Source organism: Haloglomus halophilum (assembly GCF_024298885.1).
GTDB lineage: Archaea > Halobacteriota > Halobacteria > Halobacteriales > Haloarculaceae > Haloglomus > Haloglomus halophilum.
Genome location: NZ_CP101166.1, coordinates 2339470 through 2360950, shown reverse-complemented (window position 1 = coordinate 2360950; position 21481 = coordinate 2339470). Strand labels below are relative to the sequence as shown.

17 protein-coding genes are annotated in these 21481 nt (G+C 68.9%); 11 read left to right on the top strand and 6 right to left on the bottom strand.

All coding sequences use genetic code 11. From position 1 onward, the window contains the following. Together NL114_RS11340 and NL114_RS11335 are read left to right on the top strand one after the other, a co-directional pair. Entirely contained in the window at positions 1 to 2973 is a 2973-nt protein-coding gene (locus NL114_RS11340) for a DNA-directed RNA polymerase subunit A' (protein WP_254821034.1), read from the top strand. After that, positions 2966 to 5692 (top strand): DNA-directed RNA polymerase subunit A'', encoded by a 2727-nt coding sequence (locus tag NL114_RS11335; RefSeq protein WP_254821033.1) that lies wholly within the window; start codon positions 2966 to 2968, stop codon positions 5690 to 5692. Before NL114_RS11340 ends, NL114_RS11335 begins: the two co-directional genes overlap by 8 nt. A 97-nt stretch (positions 5693 to 5789) precedes the next feature. Here NL114_RS11335 and NL114_RS11330 read toward each other — a convergent pair whose 3' ends face one another. After that, complete coding sequence (locus NL114_RS11330) at positions 5790 to 6257, bottom strand: hypothetical protein (protein ID WP_254821032.1); 468 nt, start codon at positions 6255 to 6257, stop codon at positions 5790 to 5792. A gap of 115 nt (positions 6258 to 6372) precedes the next feature. On the opposite strand from NL114_RS11330, the gene sufU reads away from it, so the two are divergent. The 3 genes from sufU to NL114_RS11315 all read left to right on the top strand — a co-directional run bounded on the left by sufU (position 6373) and on the right by NL114_RS11315 (position 8190). Then, on the top strand, positions 6373 to 6789 hold the full coding sequence (gene sufU / locus NL114_RS11325) for a Fe-S cluster assembly sulfur transfer protein SufU (RefSeq protein WP_254821031.1): 417 nt from the start codon (positions 6373 to 6375) through the stop codon (positions 6787 to 6789). 85 nt (positions 6790 to 6874) lie between these two features. Beyond that, positions 6875 to 7174 carry a DUF7130 family rubredoxin-like protein gene (locus NL114_RS11320; protein WP_254821030.1) on the top strand — a complete coding sequence of 100 codons (300 nt, stop codon included), beginning with the start codon at positions 6875 to 6877 and terminating at the stop codon, positions 7172 to 7174. A 104-nt stretch (positions 7175 to 7278) separates the two neighbouring features. Next, positions 7279 to 8190 carry a ketopantoate reductase family protein gene (locus NL114_RS11315; protein ID WP_254821029.1) on the top strand — a complete coding sequence of 304 codons (912 nt, stop codon included), beginning with the start codon at positions 7279 to 7281 and terminating at the stop codon, positions 8188 to 8190. Between the two features lie 30 nt (positions 8191 to 8220). Here the strand turns inward: NL114_RS11315 and NL114_RS21645 are convergent, their stop codons facing one another. Beyond that, positions 8221 to 8355 carry a DUF7859 family protein gene (locus NL114_RS21645; protein WP_286671069.1) on the bottom strand — a complete coding sequence of 45 codons (135 nt, stop codon included), beginning with the start codon at positions 8353 to 8355 and terminating at the stop codon, positions 8221 to 8223. Between the two features lie 135 nt (positions 8356 to 8490). Between NL114_RS21645 and NL114_RS11310 the strand changes: the two genes are divergently transcribed. Then, on the top strand, positions 8491 to 9498 hold the full coding sequence (locus NL114_RS11310; RefSeq protein WP_254821028.1) for an ArsR/SmtB family transcription factor: 1008 nt from the start codon (positions 8491 to 8493) through the stop codon (positions 9496 to 9498). A gap of 176 nt (positions 9499 to 9674) precedes the next feature. Here NL114_RS11310 and NL114_RS11305 read toward each other — a convergent pair whose 3' ends face one another. Further along, complete coding sequence (locus NL114_RS11305) at positions 9675 to 10208, bottom strand: metallophosphoesterase (RefSeq protein WP_254821027.1); 534 nt, start codon at positions 10206 to 10208, stop codon at positions 9675 to 9677. Between the two features lie 84 nt (positions 10209 to 10292). On the opposite strand from NL114_RS11305, the gene NL114_RS11300 reads away from it, so the two are divergent. Continuing rightward, positions 10293 to 11240 (top strand): cation diffusion facilitator family transporter, encoded by a 948-nt coding sequence (locus tag NL114_RS11300; protein WP_254821026.1) that lies wholly within the window; start codon positions 10293 to 10295, stop codon positions 11238 to 11240. A gap of 104 nt (positions 11241 to 11344) precedes the next feature. Here NL114_RS11300 and NL114_RS11295 read toward each other — a convergent pair whose 3' ends face one another. Continuing rightward, positions 11345 to 12004, bottom strand: a complete 660-nt coding sequence (locus tag NL114_RS11295; protein ID WP_254821025.1) for a hypothetical protein — start codon at positions 12002 to 12004, stop codon at positions 11345 to 11347. Positions 12005 to 12206: 202 nt separating this feature from the next. Here NL114_RS11295 and NL114_RS11290 point away from each other — a divergent pair, with 202 nt between their 5' ends. The 3 genes from NL114_RS11290 (at position 12207) to alaS (ending at position 18678) form a co-directional block, all read left to right on the top strand. Continuing rightward, on the top strand, positions 12207 to 13472 hold the full coding sequence (locus NL114_RS11290) for a hypothetical protein (protein WP_254821024.1): 1266 nt from the start codon (positions 12207 to 12209) through the stop codon (positions 13470 to 13472). A gap of 94 nt (positions 13473 to 13566) precedes the next feature. Next, on the top strand, positions 13567 to 15783 hold the full coding sequence (locus tag NL114_RS11285) for an ATP-dependent DNA helicase (protein WP_254821023.1): 2217 nt from the start codon (positions 13567 to 13569) through the stop codon (positions 15781 to 15783). A 93-nt stretch (positions 15784 to 15876) separates the two neighbouring features. After that, positions 15877 to 18678 carry an alanine--tRNA ligase gene (gene alaS / locus NL114_RS11280; RefSeq protein ID WP_254821022.1) on the top strand — a complete coding sequence of 934 codons (2802 nt, stop codon included), beginning with the start codon at positions 15877 to 15879 and terminating at the stop codon, positions 18676 to 18678. 18 nt (positions 18679 to 18696) lie between these two features. Here alaS and NL114_RS11275 read toward each other — a convergent pair whose 3' ends face one another. Next, on the bottom strand, positions 18697 to 19176 hold the full coding sequence (locus tag NL114_RS11275) for a histidine kinase (RefSeq protein ID WP_254821021.1): 480 nt from the start codon (positions 19174 to 19176) through the stop codon (positions 18697 to 18699). A gap of 273 nt (positions 19177 to 19449) precedes the next feature. Between NL114_RS11275 and NL114_RS11270 the strand changes: the two genes are divergently transcribed. Further along, positions 19450 to 19857: a helix-turn-helix domain-containing protein gene (locus tag NL114_RS11270; protein ID WP_254821020.1), complete on the top strand. Its 408-nt coding sequence runs from the start codon at positions 19450 to 19452 to the stop codon at positions 19855 to 19857. Between the two features lie 78 nt (positions 19858 to 19935). On the opposite strand, the gene NL114_RS11265 is transcribed toward NL114_RS11270, so the two are convergent. Beyond that, positions 19936 to 21255 carry a condensation domain-containing protein gene (locus tag NL114_RS11265; RefSeq protein ID WP_254821019.1) on the bottom strand — a complete coding sequence of 440 codons (1320 nt, stop codon included), beginning with the start codon at positions 21253 to 21255 and terminating at the stop codon, positions 19936 to 19938. Positions 21256 to 21481: the final 226 nt, after the last annotated feature.

Here is a 21481-nt window from a genome sequence, read left to right as displayed (position 1 = left end):
ATGTCAACAGGCCAATCCCCCAAGGAGATCGGGTCGCTCAGCTTCGGGCTGATGGACCCCGAGGAGTACCGCGAGATGTCGGCCACGAAGGTCATCACGGCCGACACGTACGACGACGACGGCTTCCCCATCGACATGGGGCTGATGGACCCGCGGCTGGGCGTCATCGACCCCGGACTGGAGTGCAAGACCTGCGGCAAGCACAGCGGCTCGTGTAACGGCCACTTCGGCCACATCGAGCTGGCCGCACCGGTCATCCACGTCGGGTTCTCGAAGCTCATCCGGCGGCTGCTCCGGGGCACGTGTCGGGACTGCTCCCGGCTCTGTCTGACCGAGGACGAGGCCCAGGAGTTCCGCTCGCAGCTCACCCGGACCCGCCAGCTCGGCGAGGACTTGAACGACGTGACGAAGGCCGCCATCCGGCAGGCCCGCAAGAAGGACCGCTGCCCGCACTGTGGCGAGGTTCAGTACGACATCCAGCACGAGAAGCCGACCACCTACTACGAGGTCCAGGACGTGCTCCACTCGGAGTACTCCGAGATGGTCGCGGCGGCGATGGAGGGCCGCCCCGTCACCCAGCTGGACGAGGACGAGGACACGGAGCGCGAGCCGCTGCCGCCCCAGGAGCTCTCCGAGGAGACCGGCATCGAGGTCTCGCGCATCAACGAGATTCTCTCGGCCGAGTTCCGGCCGAAGGAGGACATGCGCAAGAAGCTGGAGAAGGCACTGGACATCGACCTCACCGAGGAGGACATGAACAAGCTGATGCCCAGCGACATCCGGGACTGGTTCGAGGACATCCCGGACGAGGACATCGAGACGCTGGGCATCGACCCCAGCAAGTCCCGGCCGGAGTGGATCATCCTGACGGTCCTGCCGGTCCCGCCGGTGACGGCGCGCCCGTCCATCACGCTGGATAACGGCCAGCGCTCCGAGGACGACCTCACGCACAAGCTGGTCGACATCATCCGCATCAACCAGCGGTTCATGGAAAATCGTGAGGCGGGTGCGCCCCAGCTCATCATCGAGGACCTCTGGGAGCTGCTCCAGTACCACGTCACGACGTTCATGGACAACGAGATCTCGGGCACGCCGCCGGCGCGACACCGCTCGGGCCGGCCGCTGAAGACCCTCTCCCAGCGCCTGAAGGGCAAGGAGGGTCGTTTCCGTGGCTCGCTGTCCGGAAAGCGTGTCAACTTCTCCGCCCGGACCGTCATCTCGCCGGACCCGACGCTCTCGCTGAACGAGGTCGGCGTCCCCGAGCGCGTCGCCAGCGAGATGACCCAGACGATGAACGTCAACGAGCGGAACCTGGCCGACGCCCGCCGGTACGTCTCCAACGGCCCCGAGGGACACCCCGGCGCCAACTACGTCAGGCGACCGGACGGCCGACGGCTCAAGGTGACCGAGAAGAACTGTGAGGAGCTCGCCGAGAAGGTCGAGCCCGGCTGGGAGGTCGCACGGCACCTCATCGACGGCGACATCGTCATCTTCAATCGACAGCCGTCGCTCCACCGGATGTCCATCATGGCCCACGAGGTGGTCGTGATGCCGTACAAGACGTTCCGCCTGAACACGGTCGTCTGTCCGCCGTACAACGCCGACTTCGACGGCGACGAGATGAACATGCACGCGCTCCAGAACGAGGAGGCGCGTGCGGAGGCCCGCGTCCTGATGCGGGTCCAAGAGCAGATCCTCTCGCCGCGCTTCGGCGAGAACATCATCGGCGCCATCCAGGACCACATCTCCGGGACCTACCTCCTCACGCACGAGAACCCGCACTTCAACGAGACGCAGGCGCTCGACCTGCTCCGGGCGACGGCCATCGACGAGCTGCCCGAGCCCGACGGCGAGGACGAGGAGACGGGCGAGCCGTACTGGACCGGCCGGACGGTGTTCTCCGAGCTCCTGCCCGACGACCTCGACCTGGAGTTCACCTCCAGCGCGGGCGACACCGTCATCATCGAGGACGGCCAGCTCACCGAGGGGACCATCGACGAGGACGCCGTCGGCGCGTTCGGTGGCGAGATCGTCGACACCATCTGCAAGCTCCACTCGAACACGCGGGCCCGCCAGTTCGTCAACGAGGTCGCGACGCTCGCGATGCGTTCGATCATGCACTTCGGGTTCTCGCTGGCCATCGACGACGAGTCCATCGAGCCCGAGGCCGAGGCCCAGATCGACGAGGCCATCGACAACGCCGAGGAGCGGGTGCAGGAGCTCATCTCGACGTACGACGCCGGCGAGCTCGAATCGCTCCCCGGTCGGACCGTCGACGAGACGCTGGAGATGAAGATCATGCAGACGCTGGGCAAGGCGCGTGACTCCGCCGGCGACATCGCGGAGGACTACTTCGACGACGACAACCCGGCCGTCGTCATGGCGCGGTCCGGCGCGCGTGGGTCGATGCTGAACCTGACCCAGATGGCCGGCTGCGTCGGCCAGCAGGCAGTGCGGGGCGAGCGCATCAACCGTGGCTACGAGGGCCGCACCCTCTCGCACTACCTGCCCGACGACCTCTCCGCGGACGCCCACGGCTTCGTGGAGAACTCCTACCGGAACGGCCTGACCCCGCGGGAGTTCTTCTTCCACGCGATGGGTGGCCGCGAGGGCCTGGTCGACACGGCGGTCCGGACCTCGAAGTCCGGCTACCTCCAGCGCCGGCTCATCAACGCGCTGTCCGAACTGGAGACCCAGTACGACGGCACCGTCCGGGACACCTCGGACACCATCGTCCAGTTCGAGTTCGGCGAGGACGGCACCTCTCCGGTGCAGGTCTCCTCGGATGACGACAACGACATCGACGTCGAGGCCATCACCGAGCGCGTGATGGACGAGGAGTTCGCCGACGAGACCGAGAAGGAGCAGTTCCTCTCGCGCGAGGCCGTCGAGACGAACATCTCGGAGCACCAGGACTCCTGGAAGACCGGCCGCACCGCCGGCACGAGCACGGAGGTGGAGTCGGATGACTGACTTCGACGTCTCCGACGACGCCGAAGCGCTCGTCGAGGACACCGACCTCCCACGACGGCTCAAGAACGAGGTGTACGAGGCCATCGAGGGACGCGACGTGCCGACCGAGAAGGTCGACGAGATCGCCCAGGCGGTCGAGTCGCGCTACCTCGAGACGCGCGTCGACCCGCTGGACCCCGTCGGCACCGTCTCCGCGCAGTCCATCGGGGAGCCGGGAACGCAGATGTCTGTTCCGGCCGACGAGGAGGTAATCGTTCGCCGGGATGGAGAAACCGACGTGGTCGAGATCGGCCCGTTCGTGGACTCGCTGGTCGAGTCCCGTGAGTCACGGTCCATCGACGACCACGAGGTCGCACTGGCCCCCGAGGGCATCGAGGTACCGAGCCTCGGGAGCGACGAGCAGGTCCGCTGGAAGGCTGTCGAGGAGGTTAGCCGGCACGAGACGCCCGACGAGCTGCTTCGGTTCGAGTTGGAGTCCGGCCGCTCGATTCGAGCAACCAAGGCGCACTCGTTCGTCACCCGGCGAGAGAACGGGGTCGTTCCCGTCGCAGGCGAGAAACTCGACGAGGGAGACTGGCTTCCCGTCGTGGCGGCCCTCGATACCGACGAGGGAACCGAGACGGTCGACCTGCGCGAGTATCTCCCGTCCGAGGACTACTGGTTCACCTCGACGCTGACCGATGGCGGCGTGGAAGCACTCCCCGGCGGGCAGGACCAGATTCGGAACAAGCGTGCAGCGCTAGACGCTGGCGAACTGGACGAGCGGACCGCGTATCCGGTCGGTAGTTCCGTCGGGCTTCCCGAATCGTTCCCGCTTGACGCCGAGACCGGGTTCTTCGTCGGTGCGTGGCTCGCAGAGGGCTCACTGACGGAGTACTACGTCTCCGTCTCCAACGTCGATTCCGAGTTCCAGAATCGCATCCGCTCGTTCGCCGAACGGTTCGACCTCTCGGTGAACGAGTACGAGAATGAGAGCGGATTCGCGACTGGCTACGATATCCGGGTCAACGGGACCATCCTCGCGGACTTCCTCCGTGCGGCCTGCACCGAAGACGGCGAGAAGGCCGTCCCCGGCTTCGCGTACGGCGCGGCCGACGAGTTCGTTCGAGCGCTCCTGCGCGGCTACTTCAGCGGCGACGGGAACGTTGGCTCGAACTCCGTCCGTTCGAGCTCCACCAGCGACCGGCTCACTGCCGGCATCGCGCTGCTCCTGAGCAGGGCTGGTATCTACTCGACGCTCGGCCGGCAGGACGACTCCCGAACGCTCCGGGTGCCGAAGAAGCACGTGCCGCGGTTCGCCGACCGTATCGGAATGGTCGGCGAGCGTGGTGAGGAACTCGACGAACTCGCCACGGACTGTGACACTGACGGCCCCGACGCGACGGACCAGATTCCGAACTTCGGTGATGCGCTGGAGGAGGTCGCATCTGATACCGGCATCCCCCAGCGTCAGATCAACAGTGCGACGAAGCGCCAGCGTGTCGGCCGGACCCGACTCCGTTCGCTCGTCGACGAGGCACGAGAGGCCGGTGTCGACTCCGATGCGCTCGCGACGCTCGAACGCGCGGTCGAGGGCGACGTGGTCTGGGATTGCATCGACTCTGTCGAGACGGTCACCAGCGACCACGAGTACGTCTACGACCTCTCTGTCGCGGGGCTGGAGACGTTCACGACTGCAGAGGGTGTCGTCACGCACAACACGATGAACACGTTCCACTACGCGGGCGTCGCGGAGATCGACGTCACGCAGGGCCTCCCCCGGCTCATCGAGCTGGTGGACGCCCGGAAGACCCCGGACACGCCGATGATGACGGTCCACCTCGAGGACGAGTACGCGGTCGACCGCGAGCGCGCCCACGAGGTCGTCTGGAGCATCGAGGCCACCCGCATCCTCGCACTGGGTGACGTGTCGACGAACGTCGCGGACATGATCGTCCGCATCGACCTGAACGAGGACACGCTCCACGAGCGCTGGCCCACGGTCGACGACACCGCCGAGATCGTCGAGGAGATCGCCAGCACCATCGAGTCGAAGCTGGGTGTCGAGACCAGCACGATGGTCGGCACGGACGGCTCGGCCATCGAGTTCGGCCCGGAGGACCCCTCCTACCGGGACCTCCTGCAGCAGGTCGAGGAGCTGCGCGACATCGTGTTCAAGGGCATCGACGAGGTGTCCCGCGTCGTCATCCGGAAGGAGGAGATCGACGACGAGGAGATCGCCGAGGAACTCGACGCCGAGGAGGAGTTCGTCCTCTACACGGAGGGGAGCGCCTTCGGCGACGCCCTCAAGATCGAGGGCGTCGACGCCTCCCGGACCACGTGTAACAACATCCACGAGATCCGTTCGGAGCTCGGCATCGAGGCGGCTCGCGAGGCCATCATCGAGGAGACGATGAACACCCTCGAGGAGCAGGGCCTCGACGACGTGAACATCCGCCACCTGATGCTGGTCGCGGACATCATGACGAACCGCGGCACCATCGAGTCCATCGGCCGGCACGGCATCTCCGGCAACAAGCAGTCCGTGCTCGCCCGCGCCGCGTTCGAGGTCACGGTCAACCACCTGCTCGACGCAGCCATCCACGGCGAGGTCGACGACCTCAACGGCGTCACGGAGAACGTCATCGTCGGCAAGCCCATCAAGCTGGGTACCGGCGACGTGAACCTGCGGATGGGCGCGAAGCAGACCGGCGAGAGCGGCGGCCCCGCCGACGACTGACGGCGCGGTCGCTATCGCTGATTTCTCTGGAGTATTCGATTCTCGCCAGCTATGGCACATTTTGACACAGAGTTCGAAAAATATGGCGCCAGGTGCGTCAGTTCGAACTTTCTTCGGCGGCCTCGGTCGGTTCGCCGTCCTCGGCCTCGTCTTCGTCCCCGTCCTCCTCCAGCGGGTCGAGCAGCGAGTCGTCGTCACGGAAGTCCACCTCGAACACGCGGCCGGCGTTGGCGATGGCCACGACGCCGAGGCCGGTCGCGGTGAGGAGGGCGTTGCTGTAGACGTACGCGACGAGCGCGCCCGCGGCAGCCGACAGCGTGATGAGGCTGTGGAGGCCGGTCGAGGGGCGGAAGTCGGGGCGGGTGAGGTCGGCGACGACGGCGCCCAGCGAGGCGACCGACGCGATGGTACCCAGGAGGAGGGCCGTCGGGAGGCCGCCGCCGAGGGCGTAGAGTCCGGTGACGACTGCCGCCGAGAGCCCGAAGATGAGCATGAAGTCGCCCTCGGCCGAGAGCCCCCCGTCGCTCTCGGCATCTCCGTCCGCCTCGACGTCCCCGTCGCTCATACCTGCGGGTCGGAATGGGGGCGTATGTGCCTTGCGACACCGCGTGCCGCGGGTGGCGATGGCGGTGTCCGGAAGCGAAGCCTTTTGCGCCGCAGTCCACTATCCACGGACGACAATGAGCGGCCGTGACATGTATCGCCAGCAGATCCTCGACCACTACAAGAACCCGCGCAACTACGGGGAGCTCGAGGATGCGGATTTCGAACACGTCGGGGAGAACCCGATGTGCGGCGATACGATCAAGATGTACGTGAAGCTCGACGACGACGGGGAGACGGTCGAGCGGGTCTCCTTCGTCGGGGACGGCTGTGCCATCTCGCAGGCCTCGGCCAGCATGCTCTCGCAGGACCTCCACGGGAAGACGCTCGACGAGATCCGCGAGATGGACCGCGACGACATCTTCGAACTGCTGGGTATCGACGTGAACCCGATGCGGGTCAAGTGCGCGGTGCTCGCGGAGAAGGTGGCCCAGGACGGCGCGGCCATCCACCTCGGCGAGAAGGATCTCGACCAGACGACCACCGAGGAGTGAGCGCCGCGGGCGGCGTCTGCCTCAGCCGTCGCGCCGTGGGCGCGGATAGCTTTTTGCCGCAGCACGCCGTATGGTACCGTGCATCATGTCCAGCGAACAGGCAGACACCGAGCGGCAGGTACCGTTCGGCGAGACCGTGTACGACGAGGACGGGAACGAACTCGGTCGGGTACGCGGCCTGGACGAGCACGGCTTCTACGTCGCCACCTCGGAGGGAGTGACGGCGATGTCCGTCGACCACGAGGCCGACGCACGCTCGGGCCACAAGGAACTGCACTGGCGGTGCTGGGAGTGCGGCGAGATCGGCAACCTCGACGAGATGCCCGAGCAGTGTCCCTCGTGTGGCGCGGCCGAGGAGGAGCTCTACTACTGGGCGCAGGACTGACGCGGGCATCGTGTGCGGCCGTCGCCACCACCTCCGTTTATCCGACTGGCCTCCAGCCACGTCGCTGACGACACGTCTTTACTCGCTCGCCCGGACCCACGGGTATGGAGTTCCTCGTCGTCGGTGCGGGCTCGCTCGGTAGCCTCCTCGGAGGGCTGCTGGCCCGTGACCACGACGTGACGCTCGTGGGCCGTGCGCCCCACGTCGATGCCATCCGCGCGTCCGGGCTCGCCGTCGAGGGGGCCATCGAGACCCACGTCCACCCGGCGGCTGCGACGGCGGTCCCGGACGGCCGGTTCGACTGCGCGCTCGTGACGACGAAGGCGTTCGACACGGGAGCCGCGGCCCGCGACCTCGCCGACGCGAACCTCGACCTCGGGGCGGCACTGTCGCTCTCGAACGGACTGGGCAACGAGGCGGTGCTGGCCGACGCGCTGGCCGACGACTGTGAGGTGCTCGCGGGCACCTGCACCTACGGCGCGATGTCGCCCGGACCAGGGGTCGTCCGCTGCACCGGCGTCGGCGAGGTGGTACTCGGCCCCCACGAGGGAGGCGCCTCGGCGACGGCCGACCGTGTGGAGGCCGCCTTCGCCGACGCCGGCATCGAGACGACCGTGGCGGCCGACATGCCCCGGCGGCTGTGGGAGAAACTGGCCGTCAACGCCGGCATCAACGCCCCGACCGCGCTCGCCCGGGTCGAGAACGGGGCCCTGCTGGACGGCCCGGGCAACGACGTGGCCCGGCGTGCGGCGCGCGAGGTGGCTCGCGTCGCCCGGGCCGAGGGGGTCGACCTCGGGGACGGGGCGGCGACGGCGGCCGTCGAACGGGTCGCGGCCGCGACCGCTGCGAACACCTCCTCGATGCAACAGGACGTGCTCGCCGGGCGGCGGACGGAGGTCGATGCCATCCTCGGGATGGCGCTCGACCGCGCCGACGCACACGGTGTGGCGGCCCCGACGCTCCGGACGCTGGCCGACCTGCTGTGCGCCTGGGAGCGGGACCGGGACCTGCGCTGAAGCGGGTCGGTGGCGCCGGCCGTCGGCGTGCTAGTCGCGGCGCTGTCCGTCACGGAGCCCGTCGGTGAACCCCTTGACCGTGCGGCGGAACAGGAGGAAGAGGGCGAACACGATGAACAGCAGCACGGCGACGATGGCGACCAGTACCGGGTCCACCTGTACCATACGCGCCGGTGGTATCGGCGCGCGCAAAGGCGTTTCGACACCTGCGGCCAGTCTCCCGGTCCGGAGCCCTGTGCGCCGTCACAGTGGACCGTGCGCACACAAGATTCATGCGCGACCACCCGGTTTGAACGGGTGATGAGCCTCCTGCCCTCCAGCCCGGAGGTGTCCGTCGAGGAGAACCCGCGGGTGGTCGGCCTCGACAGCGACGAGGCGGACGCGCTGATGCGTGCGCTCTCCTCCGACACCGCGCGCGAGATGTTGTCGTCGCTCCACGAGGAGCCTCTGCCGCCGTCGAAGCTCGCCGACGAGGTCGACACGACGCTCCAGAACGCCCAGTACCACCTCGAGCGGCTCTCCGACGCCGGCGCCATCGAGGTCGTCGGCACCGCCTACTCCGAGAAGGGCCGCGAGATGGACGTCTACGCACCGGCGGACAAGCCGCTGGTCATCTTCGCCGGTCGCGAGGACCAGGCCTCGGGAATCCGTGCGGCGCTCCGGCGACTTGTGGGGGGCCTCTTCGCGCTCCTGTTCGGTGCGGTCGCGGTACAGGAGGTGTTCGGCCGCGGCGTCGGCCGCCTCGCGCCATCGCTGTTCGGCACCGGCTCGAGCGGTTCGGACGGTGGTGGCGCGGGCGGCAGTGACCTGTCGGGCAACGTGACCGGGGCGGGAACGCCCACGCAGACGCCCCAGCAGACACCCACCCGAACACCCCCACCGGAGACGACCAGCGGCGGTGGCGACGTGGGCATCTTCAACACGGGAGACGAGAGCGCTACCGCCACCGAGACGGCGGCTGCCGCCGGCGGCGGCGGCGGAGGCGATGGTGGCAGCGCCACCGCGACCGCGGACCCGTCGGCGACGGCCACGCCGGCCGGGACACCGAAAGCGACCGCCGAGCCGACGATGGCGACCGAGGCCCCCGAAGCGACCTCGACCGCCACGCAGGCGGCGGCCGACGGTGCCGCGACGGGGGCGACCCCGACGCCTACCCCGGTCAACGAGACGGTGACGGAGACGGTCCGGATGACGACCGAGGCGGCGGCTGGGGCCGGCGACCCGACCATGGGGCTCCCCCCGGGCGTGGCGTTCTTCCTGGGCGGTGCCATCGTGCTGGGCGTCGCGGTCGCGCTTACCTACCGCTGAACCGCCGCGAGCGCCCCTCTCGTTGGTAAAACGTCTCTTTGAGCTTCCGGCGACTATTTTCTATATCCCTCCGTATCGGAATCTGCGCCGAACGCTTCGGCCCTCCCCCCCGGTCCCCCACTCGGCCCTCTCCCCTACCGTCCCCCGGTTCGGTGCATCGCCCGGTCGCGGCGCCGTCACTCGGTCCCCGCCGGCCCCGCGCTCGGGTCGATTCTGAACTCTTCCAGCAGCGTCCCGTCCGGCTGGACGAACCGGCCGGCCAGTCCGTCGCCGTCGGTTTCGAGCTCGGCGTGGGCGGGCCGGTACCGCCGTGGGTCCGCGTGGCTCCCCGGGTTGAGCAGCGTCACGTCACCGAGCGCCCGCAGCGTCGGCCGATGGGAGTGGCCCACGACGACGCAGTCAGCGCCGGCCTCGCGGGCCGCCAGCGAGAGCGCCTGCTCGCTGTGCTCGTGGCCGTGGACGACGACGAACCGGACGCCACCGTACTCGAGGACGCGTCGCGCTGGCAGGCGGTCGGTCACGCCGGCCGTGTCGCGGTTGCCGGACACCGCGTGGAGGGTTCCGGCAGCGTCGTGGAAGGCATCGAGGACCCGCTCGGTGGTGAAGTCCCCGGCGTGGACGACGGCCTCGGCGTCGGCGACCGCGGTCGCGGTCCGGCCGTCGAGGCGTGGGTCGTCGGTGCCGTGCGTGTCGGAGACGACGGTGAGCATGGTCGGGCGTTCGACGGGGGATGACTAAAGCCCCGGTCGGACGGCAAGGTCTTTTGCACCGTCGCGTGAGGCCTCGCACAACCGATGGCCAGCAGCAAATCCGTCGTCCTCGCCGCGCTCGTCGCCAACGGACTCATCGCGATCATGAAGTTCGTCGGCTTCCTGCTGACCGGGAGCGCCGCGATGCTCTCGGAGACCTACCACTCCATCTCCGATACGGGCAACCAGGTGTTCCTCCTCATCGGCATCCGCTACAGCGGGAAGGACGCCTCCCGGGAACACCCGTTCGGCTACGGGAAGGCACAGTTCTTCTACTCCTTCCTCGTCAGCGTGTTCCTGTTCGGCATCGCCGGCTGGGAGTCGCTCAAGCACGGCTACAGCGCTATCGTCAACCCACACCCGCCGGGGACGGGGAGCGCGACACTCCCGGTGCTGAACATCACCTTCCCCGCCGTCTTCGTCAACTACAGCGTCCTCATCGGTGCCATCGTCTTCGAGGCGTGGGCGTTCAAGAAGGCGTACGCCAACATGAGCCGACAGATCGAGGAGAACGACTGGAGCGGCCTCCGCGAGGCGTTCCGCAAGACCTCGGACGTGACCGTCCTGACCGCGCTCACCGAGGACTTCATCGCGATGGCCGGCGCGGGCATCGCCCTGTTCGGCGTCTTCCTCTCGCGCTACACCGGCAACCCCATCTACGACGCCGTCTCCGCCGCACTCATCGGCATCATGCTGATGGGGTTCGCGGTGGCGCTCGCCTGGGAGAACAAGCGGCTCCTGCTCGGCGAGTCGATGCCGCGTGAGGACGAGGTGGAACTCCGCGAAATCGTCGCCGGCTGGGACGGGGTCGAGCGGGTCGTCGATTTCCGGACCGTCTACTTCGGGCCCGAGAAGGTCGTCGTGATGGCCGACATCGAGTTCGCCGGGACGCTCGGCACCGAGGAGATCGACGACCACATCACCGCCATCGAGGGCGCGCTCAAGGAGTCACAGGGCGGTATCCGGAAGGTGTACATCGAACCCGAAGTGTAGGTTTCCTCCGAGAGAGCCCCCATTCCTCCCAAGATGTCCAGATTTCCGAACAGTAACGAGTGGTAACCACCGAACATCGGTTCTCGATGTCGTAGCGACCCGGTTCAGTCCTCTATCGGCTGGGTCCGCAGGTCGTCGAGCGTGTCCTCCAGTTCACCCAGCCGCGTCTCGAGGTCGTCCCGGCGGTCCAGCAGGTCGCTCAGCTCCTCGGTGTTGACGGTGTCGCCGTGTTCGACGGCGTTCTCCAGGGTCTCCGAGGTCGCGCCGACGAGGAAGGACGCGACCTGCAGGAGTTCGTCGGGCGACTCCCGGGACTCCAGCAGCTCGACGCCGCCGGAGTAGAGCTGGTAGCGGATGAGCGGCACCTGCTCGCGCTCGCGGTACGCGCCCGAGAAGTTCACGCCCGTCACGGGGTTCTCCCGACCCATGTCAACCTCCTCACGGACGATGCGGAACGCGTCGGCGAGCTGGTCGTGTGACTCGCCCAGCCGCTCCAGTCGGTCGGCGGTCTCCTCGTCGAACTGCTCGGCCACGTCCTCGAAGAACTGGTCGTTGCCGTTACAGCAGAGACACAGCGTGAGGAAGGTGTCGTGGTCCGCGTGGGCCATCTCCCGGAGGCGCTCGCGGACGCTCTCGGCCTCCCCCACGAGGAGGTCCGCCTCCAGTTCGTCGAGCACGTCCCGTGCCGCGCGCTCGCGCTCCAGGAACGGCTCCACGAACGTCCGCGGCGGCTCCACCTCGGCTTCGTCGTCGTCCCCCGTCATGCCCCCCACTTGCGACCCCCGCGGCAACGGTCTTGCGGTGGGTCGCGGCGTGGTATCACGGGCCGCTTGCGGGCGCCGGGCGTGGTCACCACGGTGGCGTTCGTGGGACGGTGTCGGGCGCGACGGGTGACTAACCATTCAGTAAAAATCCCCGGCTCTCCCCGGCAGAAAGGTTTCGCCGGAACCACCGGAGGGGAGCGACGTGCAACACACCAACGTGGCACTTGCTATCATGGTCTCCGTGGTTCTGGTCGCGCCGGTCGTGACCGCCGGCGGAACGGGCGCCACGGCGGAGCAACGGCTGCAGACACAGGACGAGCGGCTGGACAACGGCACCGCGCTCACGCGGGGCGGTGGCGGGAAGTTCGTCGCCGGGCGCGAGGACGACGAGGAGATGCAGTACGTGGGGAACTTCACCATCGGGGTGAAGAACCACAATCCGGGAGCGTCGTCGGGGTTCGCCCTCTACGCCTCGGGGTTCCAGGAGGACATCCGGCTCCACTGGAACATCCTCTACCAGCCCGATTTCAGCTGGAGTAGCTGTACCGCGAGCAACGCCGCCGCCTACGGTGTCGACCGCGGGAACGACAACGCCGGGACCGAGACGGACGTCTCGCTCCTGTCGGCGGCCAAGGTGCTGAAGTTCCGTTCGGACGGCATCTACACCGGCTACTACAAGGAGAGCAAGCTGGCCGGCGAGCCTATCGACATCGGTGTCGAGGACCAGGTCATCGCTGGGCTGAACGGCTGTCAGAAGAACCCGTCCGAGCCGGGCTGGTACCGGGCGTACGCCCGCAGCAACGGGTCGACGGCGATGGACACGCAGACGGACTTCGCCGTCGCTGTCATGGACTACGTCTACATCTGCGAGGGCTGTGACAGCCGCCAGCAGGCCATCGAGAAACTCGGCCCGCCGCCACAGACCTGCCCCGCGGCAGGCGTCATGCCGAGCGGGACGACCGGAATAACGGACAAGCCGTGGCGCTGTCGGAGCGAGGACGGCACGTACTACCAGCGCGGGGAGGACCCCTCCAGCGGCGGCGGAGGCGGCGGCTCGACGCCGACCGCGACTCCACCGCCAGGCGGCTCGACGCCGACCGCCACGCCGACCCCGGAGCGGAGCGGCCAGTCGACGCCGACGCCCTCCCCCGCCAGCAGTGACCCGGCGACACCGACCGCCACGCCGACCCCGGAGCGGAGCGGCCAGTCGACGCCGACCGCTACGCCGACATCCTCCCCCGCCAGCAGTGACCCGGCGACACCGACCGCCACGTCCGAACCACAGCAGCAGGACCAGCAACAACAGCGCAACCAGCAACAGCAACAGAACCAGCAACAACAGCGCAACCAGCAGCAACAGGACTCGGGGCCGGTGACGCCCACGGCCGGGTCGGGTCCCGGGTTCGGGCTGCTGGCCGCGGTAGGCGGGCTGCTGGCCGTGGCACTACTGGTCATCCGCCGCGACTGACGGCGCCGTCGCGGCGCCCGCCCGACCATCCGGCCCCGACCACTTCCACTCCGCCGCACGAACCCTTTTGCCCGAGAGCGAACAACCCGCCGGTGTGGCGACGAGTGACGGCCCGGGCTACCTGCGCTTCTTCCCGTACGACCAGCCGTACGACCACCAGCACGACGCGATGGAGACCATCCGCGAGGCCCTGGTCACGGAGCGTGACGTGCTGTTCGAGGGGGCCTGCGGGACGGGCAAGACGCTCGCGGCGCTCGCCCCGGCGCTGGAGTACGGCCGGGCCGCGAACAAGACGGTCGTCATCACGACCAACGTCCACCAGCAGACCCGCCAGTTCATCGAGGAGGCCCGCGCGATCAACACGGGCGAGCCGATCCGGACCGTCGTCTTCCGGGGCAAGGGGTCGATGTGCCACATCGACGTCGACTACAAGGAGTGCCAGGCGCTCCGCGACGCGACCCGCGAGGTGGTCGACCAGGCCGAGGAGGTGGCGGCGCTGGAACAGCAGGCCGCCGAGTTGCGGGAGGCCGCGACCGACGAGGGCGGTGTGTCCGCGGGCGGCGGGGAGGCGACCGAGCCGGCGGCCGGCGGCAGCGATGTCGCCGAGGCCCGCGCGGCCGTGCTGGACGAACTCCAGTCCGCCGAGGACCAGCTCGACGAGGTGCAGGCCGACGCGACGGTGTGTGACCGCTACCACCGGAACCTGACCCAGGACACGAGCGACTTCTACGACTGGCTGTACGCGGACGTGCGCACACCCGACGAGATCTACGACGCCGCGCACGAGGCCGGGCTCTGTGGCTACGAACTGCTGAAGGAGGGGATTGAGGGTGTCGACCTCGTCGTCTGCAACTACCACCACCTGCTCGACCCGAACATCCGCGAGCAGTTCTTCCGGTGGCTGGACCGGGACCCGGAGGACATCGTGGCGGTGTTCGACGAGGCCCACAACATCGAGGACGCGGCGCGCGACCACGCCACCCGGACCTGCAACGAGGTGACCCTCTCGAGCGCGCTCGACGAACTCGACGAGACCGACGACTTCCGGGTCGAGGCCGCCGAGCGCGTCGTCCGCGCGTTCCACGACGCGCTCGTGGATGTCTACGAGGCCGGGATGGGATTCGGCGCCCGCGAGTCACTGGGCGAGGACTGGGAGGACGTGACCATCGACGCCGACACCGGTCGGGACGACCTGACGATGGCATTCCTCGAACGCTACGAGGGCCCGGGCTACAAGCAGGACCTCGAACACGCCCTGAACCTCGGGCAGACCCTCGACCAGTCCTATCAGGAGGCGTACAAGGAGGGGGAGACGACGACGCGCAAGGAGTGTCAGACGCTGGCGGCGGCCGCGTTCATCGACGACTGGATGGACGGCTCCGCGGAACCGGGCACGTACCCCGTCGTCAGCGTCCGCCGGACGGAGGCCGGGGTGCGCGGTCGCGCGGAACTGTACACGTGCATCCCGCGGCAGGTGACCGAGCCGCTGTTCGACGACCTCCACGCCTCGGTTCTGATGAGTGCGACGCTCCGGCCGTTCGATGTCCAGCGCGACGTGCTGGGCCTCGACGACCCGGTGACGATGGCCTACGGGCTCCAGTTCCCCGAGGAACGCCGCCGCACCTTCGCGGTCACCTCGCCGGCGCTGTTCGCCAGCAAGCGCGACGACCCGGGCGTGCAGTCGACCGTGGCGGGGACCATCGAGGACGCCGTGCGCTTCACGCCGGGCAACACGCTCGTCTTCTGTCCCTCGTACGCCGAGGCCGAGCGCTACTACGACCGCGTCGGGACCGATTCCACGCCGTACCTCGACCGGCCCGGCGAGCGCGCCGAGGACCTGCGCGAGCGGTTCACCGCGGACGACGACGGTGTCCTGTTCACCTCGCTGTGGGGCACGCTCGCCGAGGGGGTGAGCTACGACGGTGACGACGCCCGCACCGTCCTCGTCGTGGGGGTGCCGTACCCCCATCTCGACGACCGGATGGAGGCCGTCGAGGAGGCGTTCGCGGGCGCATTCGGCAGCGAGGACCAGGGCTGGCGCTACGCCGTCGAGATTCCGACCGTCCGCAAGACGCGGCAGGCGCTCGGGCGCGTCGTCCGCTCGCCGGAGGACTTCGGGGTGCGGGCCCTGGTCGACGAGCGGTACGCCCGTTCACGAGCCGGCGACCTGGGCCAGTACTCCGTCCACGACACGTTCCCCGAGGAGGAGCGCGAGGAACTCGTGGACGTGGCGCCGGAGAAGCTGAAGTTCGCGATGCTGAACTTCTACCAGGAGCTGGACGCGTACGACGAGGCCCCGCCGCGGCCGTGACCGAACTCCGGGAGAATCGGCCGTGGATGTCGGTCTCGAAGCCAACCCACCCCTTCGGAACCCTTTTAGACGAACCCGGGCCACGTAGTGGTAATGAGTGACCTCACGGAGGAGTATCAACTGGAGTACTTCCGGGAGGAGGGGTTCGTCCGGCGGGAGTGTCCGGAGTGTGGCGACCACTTCTGGACACGCGACGAGGACCGCGAGCTGTGCGGTGAACCCCCCTGCGAGGAGTACGGTTTCATCGACGATCCCGGGTTCGAGGAGGAGCTCTCCCTCTCGGAGATGCGCGAGGCGTTCCTCTCGTACTTCGAGGGCCACGACCACGAGCGCATCGAGCCGTACCCGGTCGCGGCGAACCGCTGGCGCGACGACGTGTTGCTGACACAGGCCTCCATCTACGACTTCCAGCCGCTCGTCACGAGCGGGAAGACGCCGCCGCCGGCCAACCCGCTGTGTATCTCTCAGCCCTGCATCCGGATGCAGGACATCGACAACGTGGGCAAGACGGGGCGCCACACGATGGCGTTCGAGATGATGGCCCACCACGCGTTCAACGCCCGCGAGGACATCGAGGACCCCGACCAGTACGCCTACGAGGGCGAGGTCTACTGGAAGGACCGCACCGTCGAGCTCTGCGAGGGGCTGTTCGAGGAGCTCGGCGCCGATATCGAGGAGATCACCTACATCGAGGACCCGTGGGTCGGCGGCGGCAACGCCGGGCCCGCCATCGAGGTCATCTACAAGGGTGCCGAGCTGGCGACGCTCGTCTTCATGTCGATGGAGCAGGACCCCGAGGGCGAGTACGAACTGAAGGACGGCAACCGGTACAGCCCGATGGACACGTACATCGTGGACACGGGCTACGGGCTGGAGCGGTGGACCTGGATGAGCCAGGGCACGCCCACCGTCTACGAGGCCGTCTACCCCGAGACCATCGACTTCCTCAAGGCAAACGCCGGCATCGAGCACACCGAGGCCCAGGAGGACCTCGTCCACCGGGCCGCCAAACTGGCGGGCCGGATGGACATCGACGAGGCCGAGGATATGGAGACTGCTCGCCGCGAGATCGCCGAGCGCCTCGACGTCGAGGTCGAGCGGCTGGAGACGCTGATGGAGCCGCTGGAGGAGCTCTACGCCATCGCCGACCACTGCCGCACCCTCGCCTACATGCTGGGCGACGGCATCGTCCCCTCCAACGCGGGGACGGGCTACCTGGCGCGGATGGTCCTGCGGCGGACGAAGCGACTCGTCGACAGCGTCGGCGTCGACGCCCCGCTGGACGAACTCGTGGACATGCAGGCCGAGCGCCTGGGCTACCGGAACCGCGACACCGTCCGGGACATCGTCCGGACGGAGGTCGAGAAGTACCGCGAGACGCTCGAACGCGGCGGGCGCCGTGTCGAGCAACTCGCCGAGGACTACGCCGAGCGCGACGAGCCCATCCCCCTGGAGGAGGTCATCGAATTGTACGACAGCCACGGCATCCAGCCGGACATGGTCGAGGAGATCGCGGTCCAGCGCGGCGCCGACGTGGAGGTCCCCGACGACTTCTACTCGCTGGTCGCCTCGCGCCACGGCGGCGGGACGGCCTTCGACGACGACTCGGAGGGTATCGACGAGCAGGTCGCGGACCTGCCCGAGACGGACAAGCTGTTCTACGAGGACCAGGACCGCACGGAGTTCGAGGCCGTCGTCCTGGATGTCATCGAGCGTCCCGACGCGGGCGAGGAGGGCGAGACGCTGTACGACGTGGCGCTGGACCAGACGATGTTCTACCCGGAGGGCGGTGGTCAGCCGGCCGACACCGGCACCCTCTCGACCGAGGACGTCACCGCCGAGGTGCGCGACGTACAGGAGGTCGACGGCGTGGTCCTCCACCGGACCGACGCCGACCCCGGCAAGGGTGAGTTCGTCCGCGGGCAGGTCGACGGGACTCGCCGCCGTCGGCTGATGGCCCACCACACCGCGACGCACGTCATCGGGCACGCCGCCCGCGAGGTGCTGGGCGACCACATCCGGCAGGCCGGGGCGCAGAAGGGGACCGACTCCTCGCGGCTGGACGTGACCCACTACGACCGCATCGACCGCGAGCAGGTCAAGGCCATCGAGCGGGTCGCGAACGACATGGTCCGCGAGAACCTCTCCGTGAAACAGGAGTGGCTCGACCGGAACGACGCGCAGGCGAAGTACGGCTTCGACCTGTTCCAGGGGGGTATCCCCGCCGGCACGGAGGTCCGGGTCATCACCGTCGGCGAGGACGTGCAGGCCTGCGCGGGTACCCACGTCGAGCGGACCGGCGAGATCGGCGCCATCAAGGTCCTCGGCACGGAGCGGGTCCAGGACGGGGTCGAGCGGCTCGTCTTCGCAGCCGGCGACGCCGCCGTCGAGGCCACCCAGCGCACGGAGGATGCCCTCTACGACGCGGCCGACACGCTCGACGTGGACCCGCAGGAGGTCCCCGACACGGCCGAGCGGTTCTTCGTCGAGTGGAAAGAGAGGGGCAAGCGCATCGACGAGCTGAAAGAGCAGCTCGCCGAGGCGCGTGCCCAGGGTGGCGAGTCCGGCGAGGAGGTCGACCTCGGCGAGACGACCGCGGTCGTCCAGCGGCTCGACGCCGACATGGACGAACTCCGCGCAACCGCGAACGCGCTGGCCGAGGAGGGGAAGGTGGCCGTCATCGGCTCCGGCATCGACGGCGCCACGTTCGTCGTCGCCGTCCCGGACGCTGTCGGCATCAACGCCGGCGAGGTCGTCGCCGACCTCGCGGGGCGTGTCGGCGGTGGCGGAGGTGGTCCGCCGGACTTCGCGCAGGGTGGTGGTCCCGACGCCGATGCGCTGGACGACGCGCTGGCCGCGGCGCCCGACGTGCTCCGGCAGAAGCTGGAGGCCTGAGCGGCTCCGCGACCCCGATTACAGCTCGTCGACCGCAGGGAGCACCGCGGCAGCGACGACGCCGTAGACGACGTGCCACAGCAGGCTCGGGAGCGCGAAGTTGGGCAGCGGCGGCTGGGCCGGCGAGCCGACCACGGACAGCCAGGCCGGCATCACCAGCGCCGCGAGCACGACCCACGTCACGACGCCCCAGACGACGCCTGCACCGAGGAGCGTCCCCCGCGAGTCGCCGATGTCCGCCACGCCGACCAGGCCGGCGAAGGCGACCCCGAGGACCGCGCCGTGCGAGAGGTGGACGACGAGTCCGGCCGCTCCGTTGGGGGGCGGTGCGAGCCCGTAGAGGCTCGGAATCGCGACCTCGATCGGGGCAGGGTTCATCATCAGCATCACGGCGGCCATGACGGCGCCCCCGACAACCCCGGCGACGACGCCGCCTTTCCACGACGGTGCTTCGATATCGGTCAGTCCGGTGGCGTTCGCGGTCTGTGTCTCTGCCATCGGCCGCCGGTTCCGCTGGTTCCCTGTTAGTGGCACCGCGGCTGCGTGGATGGGCATCACGGTCACATTCGCGCACACGGGCGCGAGCGCGCCGGAGACGCACGAGCGCCGGCATCGGCGGGTCGGTGCCGTCGGCGTGTGACGTGGCGATGCCCGCTCACCTGTGCTCCCGGTTCGGGGACACCGTGCATGGGGTGGTGACACGGGTGATTCTAGGTGAATCCGAGGTAACGGCGGGATTTATTCCAGTCTCGCCGGTAGTACCGGGCACAGATGGACACGCCCGCTTCCGACCCCGACCCCGGCCGGTTCCGCGAGCTGATGATCGACGACGAGCCGGGCGTCACGGACGTGATGGCCTGTGTCTTCGGTATCCAGAGCCACGAGGCCCGGACCTATCTCACGCTGCTGGAGACCCCAGGGAGCACGGTCGCCGAGCTGGCTGATACGCTGGACCGCGACCGCTCGAACGTGAACCGCTCGCTCGCGACGCTCCGCGAGAAGAACCTCGCAACCCGCGAACGCCGCCTGCTCGACTCGGGCGGGCACGTCTACCAGTACACCGCCACGCCACTGGAGGAGGCCCGTGAACTGATGCACGAGACGCTCGATGAGTGGACCGACTACGTCCACGAGCGCATCGACGAGTTCGGGCCCGACGACGGGGACATCGAGCGGTAGAACCGGCCGGTCCACCAGTCCGACCAGGCGGACGTGGCGCTCCAGCGCCGCCTGCGCTCGAAACACCTCCCGAACGCGTCACGGGACCGTCGCGCCGAGCCGGTCGAGGTAGCGGTCCGTGAACCGACGGGCGGCGTCGCGGTCGAACTGCTGCTGACTGTAGCGGGTGACCAGCCGCACGTCGCCGTCCAGGGTCGCGACGCCGAAGCCGACGCCGAGCGGCATCATCGACGGGGGCGAGAACCACAGGTCCGTCGCGTCGCCGTCGCCGCCCAGTGCCCGGAGTTCGGGAGCCCGCCCCAGGTTCGAGAGGACGGCGCTGTCGACGAAGCGGTACTGCGTCGCGCCGAGCAGCCCCGGGACGAGGCGCTTGATGCCGACCGGGAGGTTCGATGAGAGCGGGCCCAGCGCATCCGTGACCCAGCCGGCGCCGTCGTGGCGCTTGTGCCGGCTGGTCTGCTCGACGACGCGTTCGACGGCCGCACCCGGACTCGTGCGGTGGCACGGCTTCGTGTCGATGCTCACGAACGGGGCGTACATCCCGACCGTCTCGTAGAACCACTCCGGCGGCCGGGCGTTGACCGGCATCATCAGGCTGATGCGGTCGCGCTCCTCGCCGTGGCTGGCGTTCCAGCCGTCGATGGCGAGGTGGAGCGCCGCGAGGAAGCAGTCGTTGACCGACACGCCATCCGGCCGGTTCCCCACGACCGCCGCGACGAGGTCGTCGTCCAGTTCCCGGTGGACGAACCCCCAGCCGGAGTCGTCCGTCCCGCCGTCGACGGCAATACGGGTCGGCTCGTCCAGTGCGTCCGGGAGCCGACCCAGTCCCTCGGCAAGGCGGGTCCCGGCCTCGGCGAGCGAGCTCGGGCCGTTCTCGGCCAGCACGGCACGGGATTCGGCCAGCCCCACGGGGTCCTCGTCGATGGGGCCGCCGCGGTAGGCCTGACAGATCGAGCGCGCGAGCCGGAGCGTCCCGACGCCGTCCATCGCGACGTGGCTCCCGCAGACCATGAGCCGGTCGCCGCCGTCGATACCGCCGCCGCGGGCCAGCGCGACCCGGAACGGCGGCGACTCGCGGAGTTCGACGCGGGGGCTGTAGAACTGCGTCCGGAAGTCGGCCAGCGCCCCGGCATCGGCCGCCTCGGTCCGCTTCAGCGGGACCGTGTCGGGCTCGTCGGGGATCTCCCAGACGTACTCGTCGTCGAGGGCACCGTAGTCGCGCAGACGCGCCCGTGCGAGCGGGTGCGCCGCCGCGGCCGCCTCGACGGCGTCGTACAGGCGCTCGCCGTCCAGACTGGCCGCCGAGCCGATCTCGATCTGGACGTTCCAGGGTTCGAGTTCCTCCTCGAGGTGGAACACGGCCTCGTCCAGCGGGGTGAACGGGACCGTCTCCGTCATCGGTCCCCCCTCCGATGGTTGCCGTTTCGTGGTACTCGATTCCGACTGGAGACACTGTGAGACGATTCAGGACGAATCCTTCGTCGGTTCATACTCGTTTCTACGGGGCGACCACGGTAGGTGGTCCCCCGCAGTTGTGAGGTGGGGTATTATACCCCGGACGGGCGGTGGCTGGCGCGCCGGCTCACGGGAGGTCGGGCATCGAGAGAAGCGCCGTCGAGAGAAG